The sequence below is a fragment of the Streptomyces sp. NPDC050625 genome, from assembly GCF_040654755.1.
Classification (GTDB): Bacteria; Actinomycetota; Actinomycetes; order Streptomycetales; family Streptomycetaceae; genus Streptomyces.
In genome coordinates, this window is sequence record NZ_JBFAIQ010000006.1 from 116,404 (window position 1) to 133,120 (window position 16,717).

General features: G+C 71.1%; 15 protein-coding genes. 6 read left to right on the forward strand and 9 right to left on the reverse strand.

All coding sequences use genetic code 11. The annotated features are described in order from the left end of the window. The first annotated feature begins 181 nt into the window (after nucleotides 1-181). Entirely contained in the window at nucleotides 182-2,968 is a 2,787-nt protein-coding gene (locus tag AB0I54_RS16225; protein WP_363296634.1) for a penicillin acylase family protein, read from the forward strand. A gap of 368 nt (nucleotides 2,969-3,336) precedes the next feature. On the opposite strand, the gene AB0I54_RS16230 is transcribed toward AB0I54_RS16225, so the two are convergent. After that, nucleotides 3,337-4,662, reverse strand: a complete 1,326-nt coding sequence (locus AB0I54_RS16230; RefSeq protein WP_363296635.1) for a serine-threonine protein kinase — start codon at nucleotides 4,660-4,662, stop codon at nucleotides 3,337-3,339. An 81-nt stretch (nucleotides 4,663-4,743) separates the two neighbouring features. Then, complete coding sequence (locus AB0I54_RS16235) at nucleotides 4,744-5,979, reverse strand: DUF1343 domain-containing protein (protein ID WP_363296636.1); 1,236 nt, start codon at nucleotides 5,977-5,979, stop codon at nucleotides 4,744-4,746. 135 nt (nucleotides 5,980-6,114) lie between these two features. On the opposite strand from AB0I54_RS16235, the gene AB0I54_RS16240 reads away from it, so the two are divergent. The 3 genes from AB0I54_RS16240 to AB0I54_RS16250 are packed head-to-tail and all read left to right on the forward strand — an operon-like array spanning nucleotide 6,115 to nucleotide 9,164. Further along, nucleotides 6,115-6,879 carry an SDR family oxidoreductase gene (locus AB0I54_RS16240; RefSeq protein ID WP_363296637.1) on the forward strand — a complete coding sequence of 255 codons (765 nt, stop codon included), beginning with the start codon at nucleotides 6,115-6,117 and terminating at the stop codon, nucleotides 6,877-6,879. Continuing rightward, on the forward strand, nucleotides 6,876-8,543 hold the full coding sequence (locus AB0I54_RS16245; RefSeq protein WP_363296638.1) for an AMP-binding protein: 1,668 nt from the start codon (nucleotides 6,876-6,878) through the stop codon (nucleotides 8,541-8,543). Before AB0I54_RS16240 ends, AB0I54_RS16245 begins: the two co-directional genes overlap by 4 nt. A 27-nt stretch (nucleotides 8,544-8,570) precedes the next feature. After that, on the forward strand, nucleotides 8,571-9,164 hold the full coding sequence (locus AB0I54_RS16250; protein ID WP_363296639.1) for a TetR/AcrR family transcriptional regulator: 594 nt from the start codon (nucleotides 8,571-8,573) through the stop codon (nucleotides 9,162-9,164). A gap of 70 nt (nucleotides 9,165-9,234) precedes the next feature. Here the strand turns inward: AB0I54_RS16250 and AB0I54_RS16255 are convergent, their stop codons facing one another. The 3 genes from AB0I54_RS16255 to AB0I54_RS16265 all read right to left on the reverse strand — a co-directional run bounded on the left by AB0I54_RS16255 (nucleotide 9,235) and on the right by AB0I54_RS16265 (nucleotide 11,932). Further along, nucleotides 9,235-10,446: an acyl-CoA dehydrogenase family protein gene (locus AB0I54_RS16255; RefSeq protein WP_363296640.1), complete on the reverse strand. Its 1,212-nt coding sequence runs from the start codon at nucleotides 10,444-10,446 to the stop codon at nucleotides 9,235-9,237. 5 nt (nucleotides 10,447-10,451) lie between these two features. Further along, on the reverse strand, nucleotides 10,452-11,474 hold the full coding sequence (locus AB0I54_RS16260) for a phosphotransferase family protein (protein WP_363296641.1): 1,023 nt from the start codon (nucleotides 11,472-11,474) through the stop codon (nucleotides 10,452-10,454). A gap of 158 nt (nucleotides 11,475-11,632) precedes the next feature. Continuing rightward, nucleotides 11,633-11,932: a hypothetical protein gene (locus AB0I54_RS16265; protein WP_363296642.1), complete on the reverse strand. Its 300-nt coding sequence runs from the start codon at nucleotides 11,930-11,932 to the stop codon at nucleotides 11,633-11,635. A 136-nt stretch (nucleotides 11,933-12,068) separates the two neighbouring features. Between AB0I54_RS16265 and AB0I54_RS16270 the strand changes: the two genes are divergently transcribed. Continuing rightward, the gene (locus AB0I54_RS16270) at nucleotides 12,069-13,034 is read left to right on the forward strand and encodes an NADP-dependent oxidoreductase (RefSeq protein WP_363296643.1); all 966 of its coding nucleotides are present in this window, start codon (nucleotides 12,069-12,071) and stop codon (nucleotides 13,032-13,034) included. Nucleotides 13,035-13,064: 30 nt separating this feature from the next. On the opposite strand, the gene AB0I54_RS16275 is transcribed toward AB0I54_RS16270, so the two are convergent. The 4 genes from AB0I54_RS16275 to AB0I54_RS16290 are packed head-to-tail and all read right to left on the reverse strand — an operon-like array spanning nucleotide 13,065 to nucleotide 15,247. After that, nucleotides 13,065-13,385, reverse strand: coding sequence for a DUF202 domain-containing protein (locus AB0I54_RS16275; protein WP_363296644.1), 321 nt, complete (start codon nucleotides 13,383-13,385; stop codon nucleotides 13,065-13,067). Continuing rightward, complete coding sequence (locus tag AB0I54_RS16280; protein ID WP_363296645.1) at nucleotides 13,373-13,765, reverse strand: DUF202 domain-containing protein; 393 nt, start codon at nucleotides 13,763-13,765, stop codon at nucleotides 13,373-13,375. Before AB0I54_RS16280 ends, AB0I54_RS16275 begins: the two co-directional genes overlap by 13 nt. Nucleotides 13,766-13,775: 10 nt before the next feature. Then, nucleotides 13,776-14,303, reverse strand: a complete 528-nt coding sequence (locus tag AB0I54_RS16285; protein WP_363296646.1) for an NUDIX domain-containing protein — start codon at nucleotides 14,301-14,303, stop codon at nucleotides 13,776-13,778. A gap of 50 nt (nucleotides 14,304-14,353) precedes the next feature. Beyond that, nucleotides 14,354-15,247, reverse strand: coding sequence for a DMT family transporter (locus AB0I54_RS16290; RefSeq protein WP_363296647.1), 894 nt, complete (start codon nucleotides 15,245-15,247; stop codon nucleotides 14,354-14,356). A gap of 380 nt (nucleotides 15,248-15,627) precedes the next feature. Between AB0I54_RS16290 and AB0I54_RS16295 the strand changes: the two genes are divergently transcribed. Continuing rightward, nucleotides 15,628-16,626 (forward strand): hypothetical protein, encoded by a 999-nt coding sequence (locus tag AB0I54_RS16295; RefSeq protein WP_363296648.1) that lies wholly within the window; start codon nucleotides 15,628-15,630, stop codon nucleotides 16,624-16,626. Nucleotides 16,627-16,717 lie beyond the last annotated feature (91 nt).

Genomic DNA, 16,717 nt, shown 5'->3' on the forward strand with positions numbered 1-16,717 from the left:
CGAATAGACGTATCGACACACGATTCGGCTCCATTCGATTTCCGATGCCGTCCATAAGACGGCCCGGGTTGACCCGCCGGGGCAACGCCTCGGGCTACTTCAAAAAGTGACGCATGTTCATCTTCAATCTCGGGGATACCGGCGGTAACGTCCCGCCAACACCCGTTCCCCAGGAGCTGCCATGGCACGGCGCACCCCACGCACCGCGTTGTTCACCAGACTGAGAACTCCCCGCAGGCTCACCGGGTTCCTGAAAACGGCATCCGTATGCGCGCTGATCGCGGGTCTGCTCTCCCCGCTCACCCAGGCGACCGCCACCGCGGCCACGGCCTCCAACGACTACTGCGGCGGCCAGTGCTCGGACATCCTGCCGCCCGGCGAGAACGGCAACGCGACCCTCGCCCAGATCCTCCTCAACCAGATCTTCGGTACCCAGCCCGACCACGCCGAGGACCAGCTCGGCCCCTACGCCAACCTGGCCACGGGCTACTCCGGGCTCACCGACGCGAAGATCAACACGTTCTTCAACGACGCGTCGTTCGGGGTCGCTTCCGACCAAGTCGCCTCCACCGAGAAGCCGGCCAACCGCGGCGACGTGACGATCGTCCGCGACAAGAAGACCGGTGTGCCGCACATCACCGGTACCACCAGATACGGCACGGAGTTCGGCGCCGGGTATGCCGCCGCTGAGGACCGGCTGTGGCTGATGGACGTCTTCCGGCACGTCGGGCGCGGCCAGCTGACCACGTTCGCCGGCGGCGCGCCCGCCAACCAGGGCCTTGAGCAGGAGTTCTACCGCAACGCCCCCTACACCGAGGCCGACCTGCAGGCCCAGATCGACAACGCCGTCGCGAGCAACGGCGCACGCGGCCAGCAGGCCCTCTCCGACGCCAACGCCTACCTGGACGGCATCAACGCCTATATCGACGCCTCGGACAGCGGGCGTTACTTTCCGGGCGAATACGTACTGACCGGACACAAGGACTCGATCACCAACGCCGGCACCATCGACCACTTCAAGATCACCGACCTGGTGGCGCTCGGCTCGGTCATCGGCTCGCTCTTCGGCTCGGGCGGAGGCGGTGAGGTCAACAACGCGATCTCCCTGATCGCCGCGCAGTCCAAGTACGGCGTGGAGGAGGGCACCAAGGTCTGGGAGTCCTTCCGCGAGCGCAACGACCCCGAGGCCGTTCTGACCGTCCACAACGGCGAGAGCTTCCCGTACGCGACCAAGCCGGACAGCCCCCAGGGCGAGGCGCTGCCCGACGCCGGTTCGGTGAACCAGGAGCCGCTGGTGTACGACCGTACGGGCAGCGCGGGCACGACGAGCGCCACCAGCGCCTCGGCGACGGCGGCGGCCACGACCCTCAGCTCCGCCAAGCGCGGTATGTCCAACGCCCTCGTGGTGAGCGGCAAGTACACCGCGAGCGGCCACCCGGTCGCCGTCTTCGGACCGCAGACCGGCTACTTCGCGCCGCAGCTGCTCATGCTCCAGGAGATCCAGGGTCCGGGCATCAGCGCCCGCGGCGCCTCCTTCGCGGGGCTGAGCATGTATGTCGAACTCGGCCGGGGCCAGGACTACTCCTGGAGCGCGACGACCTCCGGTCAGGACATCATCGACAGCTACGCCGTCGAGCTGTGCCAGGACGACTACCACTACCTGTACCACGGCACCTGCACGGCCATGGACAAGGTCGAGCAGAAGAACGCGTGGAAGCCGACGACCGCCGACGGGACCGCGGCGGGGTCGTACACGATGCGGGTGTGGCGGACGAAATACGGGCCGGTGGAGTACCGGGCGACTGTCGGTGGCAAGAAGGTCGCCTACACCACCCTGCGCTCCTCCTACATGCACGAGGCCGACTCGATCATCGGCTTCCAGATGCTGAACGACCCCGACTACGTCAAGGGCCCCAAGGACTTCCAGAGCGCGGCGCAGCACATCAACTACACCTTCAACTGGTTCTACGCCGACTCCCAGCACACCGCGTACTACAACAGCGGTGACAACCCGGTGCGGGCGAGCGGTGTGGACGCCGAGTTCCCGGTGTGGGGGCAGGCGGCCTACGAGTGGAAGAACTGGAACCCGGTCACCAACACGGCCGAGTACACCCCGGCCTCCGCGCACCCCAACTCCGTCGACCAGGACTACTACGTCTCCTGGAACAACAAGCAGGCCAAGGACTACACGACCGCGTCCTGGGGCGACGGGTCGGTGCACCGCGGCAACCTGCTGGAGGACCGGGTGAAGAAGCTGGTCGCGGCCGGCGGGGTGACGCGGACGTCCCTGGTGAAGGCGATGGCGGACGCGGCCCTTGCCGACCTGCGGGCCGAGGACGTGCTGCCGAAGCTGCTGAAGGTCGTCAACAGCTCGCCGGTGACCGACTCCACGGCTGCGGCTGCGGTGAGCAAGCTGCAGGCGTGGGTGACAGCGGGCGCCAAGCGCACGGAGACGTCGGCGGGTTCGAAGACCTACGCCAACGCGGACGCCATCCGGATCCTGGACGCGTGGTGGCCGCTGCTGGTGAAGGCCGAGTTCGAACCCGGCCTGGGCAGCGACCTGTACACCGCCCTCTCCGACAACCTGCCGATCGACGAGGCCCCGTCGGCCGGACACGGCCCGACCGGCTCGCACGCCGGCAGCTCCTTCCAGTACGGCTGGTGGAGCTATGTCGACAAGGACATCCGGGCGGTGCTAGGTGAGTCCGTGCAGGGCGGGCTCGCGCAGAAGTACTGCGGCGCGGGGAACCTGAGCTCCTGCCGGGACATCCTGATCAGCACGCTCAAGACGGCGGCCGGCCTGACCGCGGCCCAGGTCTACCCCGGCGACGACCAGTGCTCGGCGGGCGACCAGTGGTGCGCCGACTCGATCGTCCAGCGCACCCTGGGCGGCATCAAGCACGGCAAGATCAGCTGGCAGAACCGCCCGACCTTCCAGCAGGTGGTGGAGTACACCTCACACCGGTGACACCCGCACGGCGGCGGGTCATGTGATGCGGCCCGCCGCGTACCGGTCCTCGACCGGGGCCTTGGTCGCTGTGGTCGGCCGTTTCAGTTGCGAGGCCGAGCGGTGCCTGCTCCGTCTCGCGGCGCCGGGCGGTGGTTGCATGGGGCGGGGCGGGTGTGGCCTGGAGCGGTCGGTGATGCCGGCCGGCGGCGGGTCATGTGATGCGGCCCGCCGCGTACCGGTCCTCGACCGGGGCCTTGGTCGCTGTGGTCGGCCGTTTCAGTTGCGAGGCCGAGCGGTGCCTGCTCCGTCTCGCGGCGCCGGGCGGTGGTTGCCCGGGGCGGGGCGGGTGTGGCCTGGAGCGGTCGGTGATGCCGTCCGGCGGCGGGTCATGTGATGCGGCCCGCCGCCAGTACCACCCTCGTCAGTTCGGGGTGTGTGATGTCGCTGTGTGCGCCGGCCGGTGGGCCTCCGTGTCTGACGACCGCTGCCGCGTCGATGTTCACGCAGCCCGATGAGGGCAGCGGTCCGTGCAGGGCCGTGGCGAGGTCCAGGGCGTGGGTGCCCGGTACCGCCTGCACCCCGTCGTGGCCCATCGCGCCCCACTTGGGGCCGAGGGACCGGCCGAGGTCGAAGCCCGCGAAGGATTCGTCGTCGTCCGCCATCCGGGACGCGAGTGGGTAGAGGGTGCCCAGCGCCGAGTCGAAGTGGGAGTAGCAGCACACCAGGGGGCCGTCGATCCGGTTCTGCTGGCCCTGCAGCACCCCGCCCGCGCGCGGGTCGTGCGGCAGCCGCGCCGCGAACGCGTAGTGCGAGAAGGCCCCTTGGAGCAGTGTCACGGACTTCACCGTGCGCACGCCCTCGGGCAGCCCGCGCAGTGCGAACGACACCAGCCGCCCGCCGAAGCTGTGCCCCACCATATGTACCCGTACGTCCGGTGATGTGCCGGCCAACTGCCCGATCACCCGCCCGAGTCCACGTTCCCCGACGGTGCCGGCCCGCCGCTTCATCGCGTAGTACGTCGCCTGCCGCAGCAGCTCGCGCGCCCCGTTCCAGGGGTTGGGCAGCGAGAACTCCGCCGTGGCGCCGCCGGAGCGGAGGTGTGCCAGCGCCTCGGCGAAGTCGTCGCAGACCGTCGCCGTGTCCCCGGTGAACAGGATGGGCTCGCTCTGCGGCACCCCCTCCGCGAGGGTGTCCGCCGCGAACAGCGGCTGCGGCCCGCCCGGCACCACCTCGACGAGCAGCCGCACCAGCCGTCCGAACTCCTCCAGTTCGGACTGGTCGCCGGGCTGCTGGTCCAGCATCCGGGCGATCTGGTCGACGACCGTCGCCCGGCCCGGAAAGGTCTCCAGGAGAGCGTGCCGGGTGTCCCTGTCCAGCGCAGGGTGCGGCGCCGCCTCGGCCTCCGTGGCCACCACGGACTTGGGGAAGTTGGGGATCGGCTCGTCGCAGAACCGCATCGACGGCCAGATCACACCCACGTAGCCGAGTTTCGCCTTGGCGGCCAGGTTCGGGACGGGCGCGAAGAACTGGCGGTACAGAGCCGTCGCGCCCGACCGGTCGTTGTTCCAGCCGTGCGCGAAGACGATCAGATCACGGACGGCACGGGCCGGGACCTCGGCCAGCAGCCGGTCCCGCTCCCGGCCGTCCACGTCTCCGTCCGCGTCGAAGGTCAGCTCCCAGTAGGGAGTCACGCTCATCCCAGGATCCGCCATGACAGGCTCCCTCGTCCCCCGAAGTGGTGCGATGTGCGCGCATCGTCCCGCCGGGGGGCAAGAATGGCCATACGTCGCGGCTCACCTGTAGAGCAGATATTCCTTTCGAATCCGCCGGAACGCCGCCAGCTCTTCCTGCCAGCCGGCGACCACCTCGTCCGCACCCGCGCCCGCGTCGATCGTCGTGCGCACCCGGGTGGACCCGGTGAGCTTGTCGATCCAGTTGTCGGACCGCCAACCGAAGCCGCTCCAGACCTTCTTGGCGGTCACCAGGAGCGCGATCCCGGTACGCACCGGGTCGTACGCGTCCCGGTCGTGCACATGGATCTGCACACCCCCGATCGTCTTGCCCTGGAATTTGGAGAAGGTGGGCGCGAAGTACGCCTCCCTGAACCGCACGCCCGGCAGCCCGAGTTCGTTCGCCGCGGCCGCCCAGCGCCCGTCGACGCCCTCCGCGCCCAGCAGTTCGAAGGGCCGCGTCGTGCCCCGCCCCTCGGAGAGGTTGGTCCCCTCGAACAGGCACGTCCCCGAGTAGACGAGGGCGGTGTCGGGCGTCGGCATGTTCGGGCTCGGCGGCACCCAGGGCAGCCCGGCGGCGTCGTAGAAGTCGGACCGCTTCCAGCCCGTCATCAGTACGGTCTCCAGCGCGACCGGCGCGCTCAGGAACTCCCCGTTGAACAGCCGCGCCAGCTCCGCCACCGTCATCCCGTGCGCCTGCGCGATCGGCTCACGCCCGACGAAGCTCGCGAACTCCTTGTGCATCACCGGCCCTTGGGCGGACCGCCCGGTCACCGGGTTCGGCCGGTCGAGCACCACGAACCGCTTGCCCGCGAGCTGCGCCGCCTCCATGCAGTCGTACAGGGTCCAGATGTAGGTGTAGAAGCGCGCACCCGCGTCCTGGATGTCGAAGACGACCGTGTCGACGCCGGAGGCGGTGAAGACGTCCGCCAGCGGCCGGCCGCTCTTGAGGTAGGTGTCGTAGACCGGCAGCCCGGTCGCCGGGTCGTCGTAGCGCCCCTCCGAACCGCCCGCCTGCGCGGTGCCGCGAAAGCCGTGCTCGGGGCCGAAGACGGCGGTCAGCCGCACGCGCGGGTCGGCATGCATCACATCCACGATGTGGCGTACGTCCTTGGTGATGCCGGTCGGGTTGGTGACGACGCCGACGCGCTGTCCTTCCAGCAGGGCGTACCCGTCGGCGGCGAGGCGTTCGAACCCGGTGCGCAGCCGCCCGTGGCGCTCGGCTCCGGCCGGCGCCGGCGCGGGCGGCACGGCCACCACCGTGGCCGATGCCAGGAGACCTCGTCTTGACAGGCGCATGGTTGACCTCCGTAAGTGGGGCGGGTGCGGGCCGTCAGCGGTCCCTGAAGGTCTTCCAGTCACCCTTCCGCTTACACATACCGACTGGTTAGTCTGGCTCGGCAGAGCCGAGTCGCGTCGCTTCGAAGGAGACCGATGGTGGAAGCCGTGCAGGACGCGGGAGTGGTCGTCACCGGAGCGGGCGGGGGCATCGGGGCCGCGCTGGCCCGCCGGTTCGCCGCCGAGGGCGCCCGGGTCGTCGTCAACGACCTGGACGCGGCCAAGGCCGAGGCCGTCGCCGACGAGATCGGCCAGATCGCGGTCCCCGGCGACGCCTCCGCGATCATCGGCGCGGCCCGCGAGGCACTCGGCGGCACGGTCGACATCTACTGCGCCAACGCGGGCCTCGCCTCCGGTGGCTCCGAGGCGGCCGAGGAGTCGGTCTGGGCACGGGCCTGGGACGTCAACGTCATGGCCCATGTACGCGCCGCCCACGAACTGCTCCCGGCCTGGCTGGAGCGCGGCAGCGGCCGCTTCGTCTCCACCGTCTCCGCCGCCGGCCTGCTCACCATGATCGGCGCCGCCCCCTACAGCGTCACCAAGCACGGCGCCTACTCCTTCGCCGAGTGGCTGTCGCTGACGTACCGCCACCGCGGCCTGAAGGTCCACGCGATCTGCCCGCAGGGCGTGCGCACCGATATGCTCGCCGCCACCGGCAGCGCGGGCGACCTGGTCCTCCAGCCCACCGCGATCGAGCCGGAGGACGTCGCGGACGCCCTCTTCAAGGGCATCGAGGACGACCGCTTCCTGATCCTGCCGCACCCCGAGGTCGCCGGTTACTACCAGGCGCGGGCCACCGACCCCGACCACTGGCTGACGAACATGAACCACATCCAGCAGAAGTGGGAGGCGACCCGGTGACCGAATCGCGTTACGCGGCCAAGCCCTGGCTGAGCCTCCTGAGCGACGTCCAGCGCGCCCCCGTCGCCCCGGCCGACTCGCTGGTGCACGCGCTGCGACGCGCGGTCGCCGAGGCCCCGGACCGCACCTTCCTGGCCTACTTCGACGGCCGTCTCAGCTACCGCGAGGTCGACGAGCTGAGCGACGCGGTCGCCGGTCATCTCGCCGCCCGCGGCCTGGAGCGCGGCGACCGGGTCGCCGTCCTGCTGCAGAACTCCCCGCACTTCGTGCTCGCCGTCCTGGGCGCCTGGAAGGCGGGAGCCACCGTCGTCCCGGTCAACCCGATGTACAAGTCGGCGGAGGTCGCCCACGTCCTGCGGGACGGTGAGGTGGCCGCGCTGATCTGCTCCGACCGGGCCTGGGAGTCGTATCTGCGCGAGACGGCCGCCGCCTCGCCGGTGCGGATCGTGCTCACCGGCTGCGAGCTGGACTTCCAGACCCGTGACGACGCGCGCGTGCTGACCTTCGAGCGGCTGCCCCCGGCCGCCGACGCCGACGACCTCGTCACCGTCGCCCGGCAGGGCGGCACGGCACCCGAGGGACGCGACCCCGCCCCCGCCGACATCGCCCTGATCAGCTACACCTCGGGCACCAGCGGCACCCCCAAGGGCGCCACCAACACGCACGGCAACATCATGTTCAACGCCGAGCGGCAGCGCACCGGCCTGGCCCTGCCCGAGGGGCCGGTCTACTACGCCCTCGCGCCCCTGTTCCACATCACCGGGATGGTCTGCCAGTTCGGCGCCTGCCTCAACAGCGCGGGCACGCTGGTGCTCGCCTACCGCTTCGAGCCCGGCCTGGTCCTGGAGATGTTCGCCGAGCACCGCCCGCACTACACGGTCGGACCGTCCACCGCCTACATGGCGCTCGCCGCCCACCCGGACAGCACCCCGGAGCACTTCGCCTCCTTCGTGAACCTCTCCTCGGGCGGTGCTCCGGTGCCGCCCGCCCTGGTCGAGAAGTTCCGCGCCGGCTTCGGCCCGTACATCCGCACCGGCTACGGGCTCACCGAGTGCAGCGGGCCCTGCGCCTCCGTGCCGCCGGGCCTGGAGGCGCCCGTGGACCCGGTCTCCGGGACCCTGGCCGTGGGCGTGCCCGGCCCGGACTCGGTCGTCCGCATCGTCGACGACCAGGGCGCAGAGGTTCCCTTCGGCGAACAGGGCGAGATCCTCGTCCGCGGCCCGCAGGTCGTGCCCGGCTACTGGCGGCGGCCCGAGGCGTCCGCCGAGACCTTCCCGGACGGCGAGCTGCGCACCGGCGACATCGGGTTCATGGACGAACAGGGCTGGGTGTACGTCGTCGACCGCAAGAAGGACATGATCAACGCGTCCGGCTTCAAGGTGTGGCCGCGCGAGGTCGAGGACGTGCTGTACACGCACCCGGCGGTGCGCGAGGCGGCCGTCGTCGGGGTGCCGGACGGGTACCGCGGGGAGACCGTCAAGGCCTACATCAGCCTCCGTCCGGGTGCCGAAACCGACCCCGACGCACTCGCCGTCTACTGCAAGGAGACACTGGCGGCCTACAAATACCCGCGTCAGGTGGAGATCCTGCCCGACTTGCCCAAGACCGCAAGTGGGAAGATCCTCCGTCGGGAACTTCGTTCCCGAGCGCACGAAAGCCGGTGAGGCATGACGGAAAGGCAGGTGGCGGCAGTGGCCAGGACGACGGACGGGGACGGGGCTCCTGTTCCGCAGCGGCTCCTTGCCGCCGCCACCCGGCTCTTCGCCGAGCAGGGCTACGACCGCACCTCGGTGCAGGAGATCGTCGAGGCGGCGGGCGTCACCAAGGGGGCGCTGTACCACTACTTCGGGTCCAAGGACGACCTGCTGCACGAGGTGTACGCGCGCGTGCTGCGCGTCCAGCAGGAGCGGCTCGACGCCCTCGCGGGCGCGGACGAACCCGTGGAGAAGCGGCTGCGCGCCGCCGCGGCGGACGTGGTCGTCACGACGATCGAGAACCTCGACGACGCGATGATCTTCTTCCGCTCGATGCACCATCTGAGCCCCGAGAAGAACAAGCAGGTGCGCGCCGAGCGCCGGCGCTACCACGAACGCTTCCGTGCGCTCATCGAGGAGGGTCAGGAGGAGGGCGTCTTCTCCAAGGCGACGCCGGCCGACCTCGTCGTCGACTACCACTTCGGCTCGGTCCACCACCTGTCGACCTGGTACCGCCCGGGCGGCCCCCTGAGCCCCCAGGAGGTCGCCGACCACCTGGCGGACCTCCTGCTGCGCGCGCTGCGGCCGTAGCGGCCGACGAGCACAGCAGCGAGCACACATGAGGGGTGGCCGCCACGGGCGGCCACCCCTCACCTGTTCGTCAGAGGTACTTCTTCAGCTCGCGGCGTGCCAGCGAGCGCTGGTGGACCTCGTCCGGGCCGTCGGCGATCATCAGGGTGCGGGCCGCCGCGTACAGCTCGGCCAGTGGGAAGTCCTGGCTGACGCCGCCCGCGCCGTGCAGCTGGATCGCGCGGTCGATGATGTCGACGACCGTGCGCGGCGTGGCGATCTTGATGGCCTGGATCTCCGTGTGGGCGCCCCTGTTGCCGACCGTGTCCATCAGCCAGGCCGTCTTCAGGACCAGCAGCCGCAGCTGTTCGACCGCGACCCGGGCGTCCGCGATCCAGTTGTGGACCACGCCCTGCTGGGCCAGCGCCTTGCCGAAGGCGGTGCGGGACACGGCCCGGCGGCACATCAGCTCGATCGCCCGCTCGGCCATGCCGATCAGCCGCATGCAGTGGTGGATACGGCCCGGACCGAGGCGCGCCTGGGCGATCGCGAAGCCGCCGCCCTCCTCGCCGATCAGGCTGGACACCGGCACGCGCGCGTGATCGAAGACGACCTCGGCGTGGCCGCCGTGCGAGTGGTCCTCGTAGCCGAAGACCCGCATGGCCCGCTCGACGGTGACACCCGGGGTGTCGCGCGGGACCAGGACCATGGACTGCTGACGGCGGATGTCCGGCCCGTCGGGGTCGGTCTTGCCCATCACGATGAAGATCTTGCAGTCCGGGTTCATCGCCCCGGAGATGTACCACTTGCGCCCGGTGATGACGTACTCGTCGCCGTCCCGCTCCATGAGCGTGGTGATGTTGGTGGCGTCCGAGGAGGCCACCTCCGGCTCGGTCATCGCGAACGCCGAGCGGATCTCACCCGCCAGCAGCGGTTCCAGCCACTGCTTCTTCTGCCGCTCGTCACCGAACTGCGCGAGCACCTCCATGTTGCCGGTGTCGGGCGCGGCGCAGTTGGTGGCGGTGGGCGCCAGGTGCGGCGAGCGGCCGGTGATCTCGGCCAGCGGGGCGTACTGGAGGTTGGTGAGTCCCGCGCCGTGCTCGTCCGGGAGGAAGAGGTTCCACAGGCCCTGCCTGCGCGCCTCCGCCTTCAGCTCCTCCACCACGGCGGGCGTGTCCCAGGGCGACGCCAGCCGCGCGCGCTGCTCCTCCGCCACCGCCTCAGCCGGGTAGACGTACTCGTCCATGAAAGCGAGCAGCTTGCCGCGCAGCTCCTCGGTGCGCGCGTCGAACGCGAAGTCCATGGCGGTCAGCCTTCCTGAAGAGTGGTCAGTCCGTGGTCGATGAAGACGGGCACGAGGCCGCCGATGCGGTCGAAGCCGCGCCCGACCGTCTGGCCCAGCGTGTAGCGGTAGTGGATGCCCTCCAGGATCACGGCGAGTTTGAACCAGGCGAAGGCCGTGTACCAGGAGACGGCGGAGACGTCCCGCCCGGAGCGCGTGGCGTAGCGCTCGATCAGCTCGGCCGGAGCGGGGTGCCCGGCGGCCTCGGCAGTGGTGGAGACGGGCGATTCGGGCATGCTCAGCGGCATGCTGTACATCACCAGCAGGCCCAGGTCGGTGAGCGGGTCGCCGAGGGTCGACATCTCCCAGTCGAGGATCGCCTTGATCCTGTCGTCGGACCCGATCAGGACGTTGTCGAGCCGGTAGTCGCCGTGCACCACGGCGGGCGCGGGGGAGTGCGGCAGCTGCCGCCCGAGCGCCGCGTGCAGCTCGTCGATGCCGGCCAGCTCGCGGTTGCGGGAGGCGTCCAGCTGCTTGCCCCAGCGGCGCAACTGGCGGTCCAGGAAGCCCTCGGGTCGGCCGAAGTCCGCCAGGCCCACCTCGGCGGGGTCCACCGCGTGCAGCTCGACCAGGGTGTCGACCAGGGAGAGCACCGCGTTGCGGGTGCGCTCGGGACCCAGTGGCGCGAGCTGGTCGGCGGTGCGGTACGGCGTGCCCTCGACGAACTCCATGACGTAGAAGGGCGCCCCGAGCACCTCGTCGTCCTCGCACAGCAGCACCGGACGAGGCACCGGCACGTTCGTCGGGTGCAGCGCGCTGATCACCCGGTGCTCGCGCTTCATGTCGTGCGCGGTGGCCAGGACGTGGCCGAGCGGGGGACGCCGTACGACCCACTTCGACGTGCCGTCGGAGAGCGCGTAGGTGAGGTTCGACCGTCCGCCCTCGATCAGCCGGCCTGTCAGGGGGCCGTCCACCAGACCGGGCCGTTCACGGTCGAGCAGGCCGCGCAGCCGGTCCAGGTCGAGTCCGGGCGGGTGGTCGGGGCTCATACATCGCTCCTACGAACGGATTTACAGGACCCGACTCATGATGCCGACCGGTCGGTATGCCGTCCAGTGGGGGAGCCAAAAGTGATCGGTGCCACGATAGGCGGACGGCTCCCGGCGCAGGACGCGTGGGAGCCGTTCGACCGTCGGGTTCCGGCCTGTCAGTGGTCGTCCCAGTGGCCCTCGTGCTCGGCGTGCCGGTGGCCGTCGTGCAGATAGTCGACATGGTCGCCGTGGCGCACGCGCCCGTGTCCGCAGCCCGCGCCGTGCTGGTGGTCGTGGTCCTCGTGCGTGACGTGCCCGGTGGGCTCGCACTCGTCCCAGTGCTCGTCGTGCTCGCGGTGCAGATGCCCGTCGTGCGCGTAGTCGAGGTGGTCGCCGTGCGGAACTGCGGTGTGCCCGCAGCCCGGGCCGTGGACGTGGGTGCCGTGGGCGGTGTGTTCCTGGTGGAGGGTGGTCATGGGTGCTCACCTTCGGTGGTACGGGGTGATGACGTCGGTGGTATGAGGTGATGACGTCGGACAGGCTGCCACGCGAACGGCACATATCGGGGCATCCCGGTTGCGTGGCGTCCGACTACCCCGGAGGGTCGGTGCCATGAAGGGCATCAGTTACAGCCGGTACGGCGGACCCGAGGTACTGGAGTACGGCGACGTGCGCGACCCGAAGGTCGGTCCCGACTCGGTGCTGGTGAAGGTGCGCGCGGCGGCCGTCAACCCCGTCGACTGGAAGTGCCGCGAGGGCCACCTGGACGGCGTCCTGGACACCGTCTTCCCGGTGATCCCCGGCTGGGACGTCTCCGGGGTCGTCGTGCAGCCGGGCGTCGCCGTCACGGAGTTCGCCGTCGGCGACGAGGTCGTCGGCTACGTCCGGGAGGACTTCCTCTCCCGCGGGACCTTCGCCGAGTACGTCGCCGCGCCGGTGCGCACCCTCGCCCGCAAGCCGCGCAACGTCTCCTTCGAGGAGGCGGCCGGACTGCCGCTGGCCGGGCTCACCGCCTACCAGTCGCTCATCAAGGTCCTGGAGGTCAAGCGGGGCGAGACCGTCCTGGTGCACGCGGCCGCGGGCGGGGTCGGCTCGATCGCCGTCCAGATCGCGGCCCGCCTCGGCGCCCGGGTCATCGGTACGGCGAGCGAGCACAACCACGACTTCGTGCGGGGCCTGGGCGGCGAACCGGTCGCCCACGGCGGTGGCCTGGCCGAGCGGGTGCGCGGGCTGGCGCCCGAGGGGGTGGACGCGGCGCTCGACACCATCGGCGGCGACACGCTGCGCATCTCGGCCAACCTGCTCGCGCCCGAGGGCCGCCTGGTGTCGATCGCCGACCCCGAGGTGCTGAGCTACGGCGGCCGCTACCACTTCGTGCGCCCCGACGCGGCGGACCTGCGCAAGCTGTCCGAGCTGGTCGAACAGGGGGCGGTGAGCGTGCATGTGTCCGAGACCCTGCCGTTGGAGCGGGCGGCGGACGCCCACCGCATGAACCAGGAGGGCCGGACCCGCGGCAAGATCGTGGTGACGGTGGACTGGGAGACGGAGACGGAGACGGAGACGGGGACGGAGGCGTAGAGGCGGGGACGGAGGCGTAAGGGGAGCCGCCTAGAAGACGAGCACCGCCGCGCACACCGCCGTCGCCACGATGCACAGCACCGCCACCGTGGCCTCCCGAGGCGTCAGGGCCGCGGGGCGGCCGGAGGCCGCGAGGGCGCGGATACGGCGATGGGCGGCCCCTACGAAGCCCAGCCAGAGGGCGCCGCACAGGGCGCTCACGACGAGGGCGGTGGCCGTCACCCCGCCGTGCAGGGCGTTCCTCAGCGCGAGCACGGCGGCGACGGCGTACGACAGCGTCGTACGGCGCCAGGCGAGCCTCGTCCGCTCCGGCTGCAGCCCCGGGTCCCGCTCGGCACTCACCCCTCCCACCCGACGAGTACGACGACGACCATCGCCACCGCCACCACCGCGATGACCAGGCTCAGCAGCGCCGGGAAGCGTGACACCGGCAGGTCCTCGCCCCTGCGCATGGCCCGCTCGCAGCGCACCCAGTGGTTGACCGCGCGCAGCGAGCACAGCACCCCGGCCGCCAGCAGCGCGAGCGCCAGCCCGACGCGCCAGCCCCAGCGCAGGTCCGGCAGGAACTGGTCCACGGCGAACCCGCCGCCGATCAGTGCGAGCGCGGTCCGCAGCCAGGCCAGGAAGGTCCGCTCGTTGGCCAGGGAGAACCGGTAGTCCGGGGTGCTGCCCTCTTCCCGAACCAGGTCCGGCGCGAACCACAGGCGGACGTTCTGCACGAATTCGATCACGGCCAGGACCCTATCGAGCCGTGTCCCCGGCCGTCCGGTAGGCCTTGAGCCGCTCATGGGCCGACACCCCGTCCGGCACCCACTCCCACTCCCCGAGGCGCCGTTCCACCTCTTCCTCGGTGAGGAAGTCGTGCCAGGCGACCTCCTCCACCTGCGGTCGTACCGGAAGGTCGCAGCGCACCTCGTACACCGCGGACCACCAGGTCCGGCCCGCCTCGTCGGCGTACAGGAACTTGAAGAGGAACGTCGGGCGCGGGAGGCCGGACACCCCCAGTTCCTCCTCGGCCTCGCGCAGGGCCGCGTCGTCGTAGGACTCGCCCGCGCCGACGACTCCGCCGACGAACATGTCGTACAGGGAGGGGAAGACCAGCTTGGTCGGTGTGCGGCGGTGCACGAAGATCCGGCCCTCACGGTCGCGGACCTGGATGAAGGCGCAGCGGTGGCGCAACTTGCGGGCGTACGCCTCGCCGCGCGGGTACTGCCCGATGACCTGGTCGTTCTCGTCGACGATGTCGAGGATCTCGTCAGCAGCGCTCATGGGCCCATCCAATCAGGGGCCGCGACCCGGCCGGGCCGGGCGGTGGGGGGTCAGTGCGGCTGCAGGTCCCGGGCCGTGCTCTCCTTCGACATGCCGCGCGGCATCGCCGGGTGCAGGCCGAGCAGGACGATGCCCACGACCACGGCCGCGAGGCCCGCCGCCTCCCAGGCCAGCGCCCCGGTGTCGGTGCGCAGCTGGTCGCCGAGGAAGCCCACTCCGCACAGGATCCCGGCGAGCGGCTGGGCGGCGGTCAGGGCGGGCAGCGACATGCGCAGCGGCGCGGTCTCGAACGCGCTCTGCACCAGGATCAGCCCGGTGACACCGAGCACGAGCACGCCGTACGGCTGCCAGCCGGTGAGTACGTCGGTGAGGCCGCCCGCGCCGAAGCGCTGCCCGCTCACCCGGGTCAGCGCGTCCTGCACGCCGTACAGCAGGCCGGCCGCGAGGGCCAGCAGCACCGGAGCCCAGGTCAGCCGGGAGCGCTTGGCGTAGGTGGTCAGGATCAGTGCCGAGCCCAGCATGACGCCGATGATCAGCCAGTGGCGCAGCGGGCTGTCGACGGCGGTGCCGCTGCGCGGCTGCCCCGCGACGATGAACATCGTCACGCCGCCCGCGAGCAGTGCGAGGCCCGTCGCGCCCTGGTGGCTCAGCTTGTGCTTGGTCTGGTGCCGGGAGAGGGCGAAGGCGAACAGGAGGTTGGTCGCCAGCAACGGCTCCACCAGGGAGATCTCACCCTTGCCGAGTGCGATCGCGCCCAGGATCATGCCGGCCACCATCAGCCCGATGCCGCCCAGCCAGCGCGGCACCTTCATCAGGTCGAGCAGCAGACGGGGCGAGAGGAAGTCGCTGAGCGGTGCCTGCTGGGCGGCGTTCTGCTGGAGCACGAACCCGAAGCCCAGGCAACAGGCCGCGCTCACGGCGAGAATCAGAACCAGAACCGACACGCTGCGTACCTCGATCATCCGGCCGGGCCACGGTGTGCGTCAGTGGCCGACTGTAGCGCTCCCGGGGCGCCGTTGCCCGTGGGAGTGCCCGGAACCGGGCGGTTGAATCGGTCACGATGCCCAGTCGATCAAGGCGGGATCGCGGGCGACGGCGGGACCGTACGGCCATGCTCCGACGCCCGGAGGGGCGACGCCATGGCGTACGCCACACGGGTGAGCCGACGCGCAGCGCTCACGGGCGCACGCGACCGCCTCAAGTTCCGCTTCCGCAAAGGTAGTTGAAGGCAGTAATTGCCAGGTTCGGCTTGACGCAAAGTGTTGGCTGAGGGTTTGCTGTGCGTGATCGGTCGATGGCAGTCCGAGAACCAGGAAGTCCAGCGTTGCCCCCACCCCCACACCCGCCTCTGCTCGGCCTGGGCCGTGAACGCACGGCCCAGGCGTTCGACGGCGCCCTCGGCGACTCCGAACTGGTCGTCGCGCGCACCGCTCTGGTCCAGGGCCGTCGGCAGGCGGTCCGCTCGTTGCTGCTGCACACCGGCGACGACTGGGACCGCCGCGGACACCGGATCACCGTCCTCGCCCGGGAGCCCTACGCCGCCGCCTGGGCCCGCGACTGGCTGCTCGCCGAGCCCGGCTCCGCCGACGCCTCCGCACTGCTCGCCCTGAGCCTCGTGCGGCGCGCCCGGTGCCGCAAGGAGGACCCCGCCGCGGCCCGCGAGGCCTGCCGTGCCGCGGCCGCGCTCGCGCCCGCCGACCCGACCCCCTGGCTCGGCCTCCTGCGGCTGGAGCGCGCCGGGAAGGAGGCGGACCGGATCTTCGCCGAGGTGTGCCGGCGCCACCCCGACCACCACCACGCCCATCATCTGATGGCCGCCCGCCTCGCCGAGCGGCAGACCGAGGACGGCCCGGACGCACGGCACGAGGTGTACGACTTCGCCGACCGCGCGGCCGAGCGGGCACCCGCCGACTCCCCGCTCGCCGTCCTGCCGGTCGTCGCGCACACCGAGCGCTACCGGGCGCTGGCCGCGACCGGACGCGCGCCCGCCGACCCGGCCGCCTCCGCGCACTGGACGGGGCGACGGGCCCGGCGTGTGCTGCGGGCCGCCTTCCAGTGGTGGCTGGAGTGGGAGCACGACGACCACCCGCGCCGCCATGTCGACCTGAACTTCCTCGCCCACGCCATGACCTGCGCGGGCCGGGGCGCCGAGGCCGCCGCGCTGTTCCGGGGCATCGGCCGGCACGTCACTCCCGCGCCCTGGTCGTATCCGGACCGGGACCCGTGCGCCGCCTTCCGCGCGGCGAGGGCCCGCGCGCTCGGCACGGCCCAGGACACCGTCTTGCGGCAGGGCGGCTTCCGGGACGTGTTCCTGCATTTCTGAGACGTGTGTGCGTACGAGACGCGTGCAAGAAGTGATTACGGAAGTCTGACCTGTGCCCGCGTTCCCTGGTCCCGTCGGGGTCCGGAGTGCT

Bases quoted from the DNA above. Each gene is read 5' to 3' on its own strand.
- AB0I54_RS16270 (WP_363296643.1), top strand. From the start codon at position 12,069: ATGAAGGGCATCAGTTACAGCCGGTACGGCGGACCCGAGGTACTGGAG.
- AB0I54_RS16255 (WP_363296640.1), bottom strand. From the start codon at position 10,446: ATGGACTTCGCGTTCGACGCGCGCACCGAGGAGCTGCGCGGCAAGCTG.
- AB0I54_RS16285 (WP_363296646.1), bottom strand. From the start codon at position 14,303: ATGAGCGCTGCTGACGAGATCCTCGACATCGTCGACGAGAACGACCAG.
- AB0I54_RS16225 (WP_363296634.1), top strand. From the start codon at position 182: ATGGCACGGCGCACCCCACGCACCGCGTTGTTCACCAGACTGAGAACT.
- AB0I54_RS16235 (WP_363296636.1), bottom strand. From the start codon at position 5,979: ATGCGCCTGTCAAGACGAGGTCTCCTGGCATCGGCCACGGTGGTGGCC.
- AB0I54_RS16230 (WP_363296635.1), bottom strand. From the start codon at position 4,662: ATGGCGGATCCTGGGATGAGCGTGACTCCCTACTGGGAGCTGACCTTC.
- AB0I54_RS16265 (WP_363296642.1), bottom strand. From the start codon at position 11,932: ATGACCACCCTCCACCAGGAACACACCGCCCACGGCACCCACGTCCAC.
- AB0I54_RS16260 (WP_363296641.1), bottom strand. From the start codon at position 11,474: ATGAGCCCCGACCACCCGCCCGGACTCGACCTGGACCGGCTGCGCGGC.
- AB0I54_RS16240 (WP_363296637.1), top strand. From the start codon at position 6,115: ATGGTGGAAGCCGTGCAGGACGCGGGAGTGGTCGTCACCGGAGCGGGC.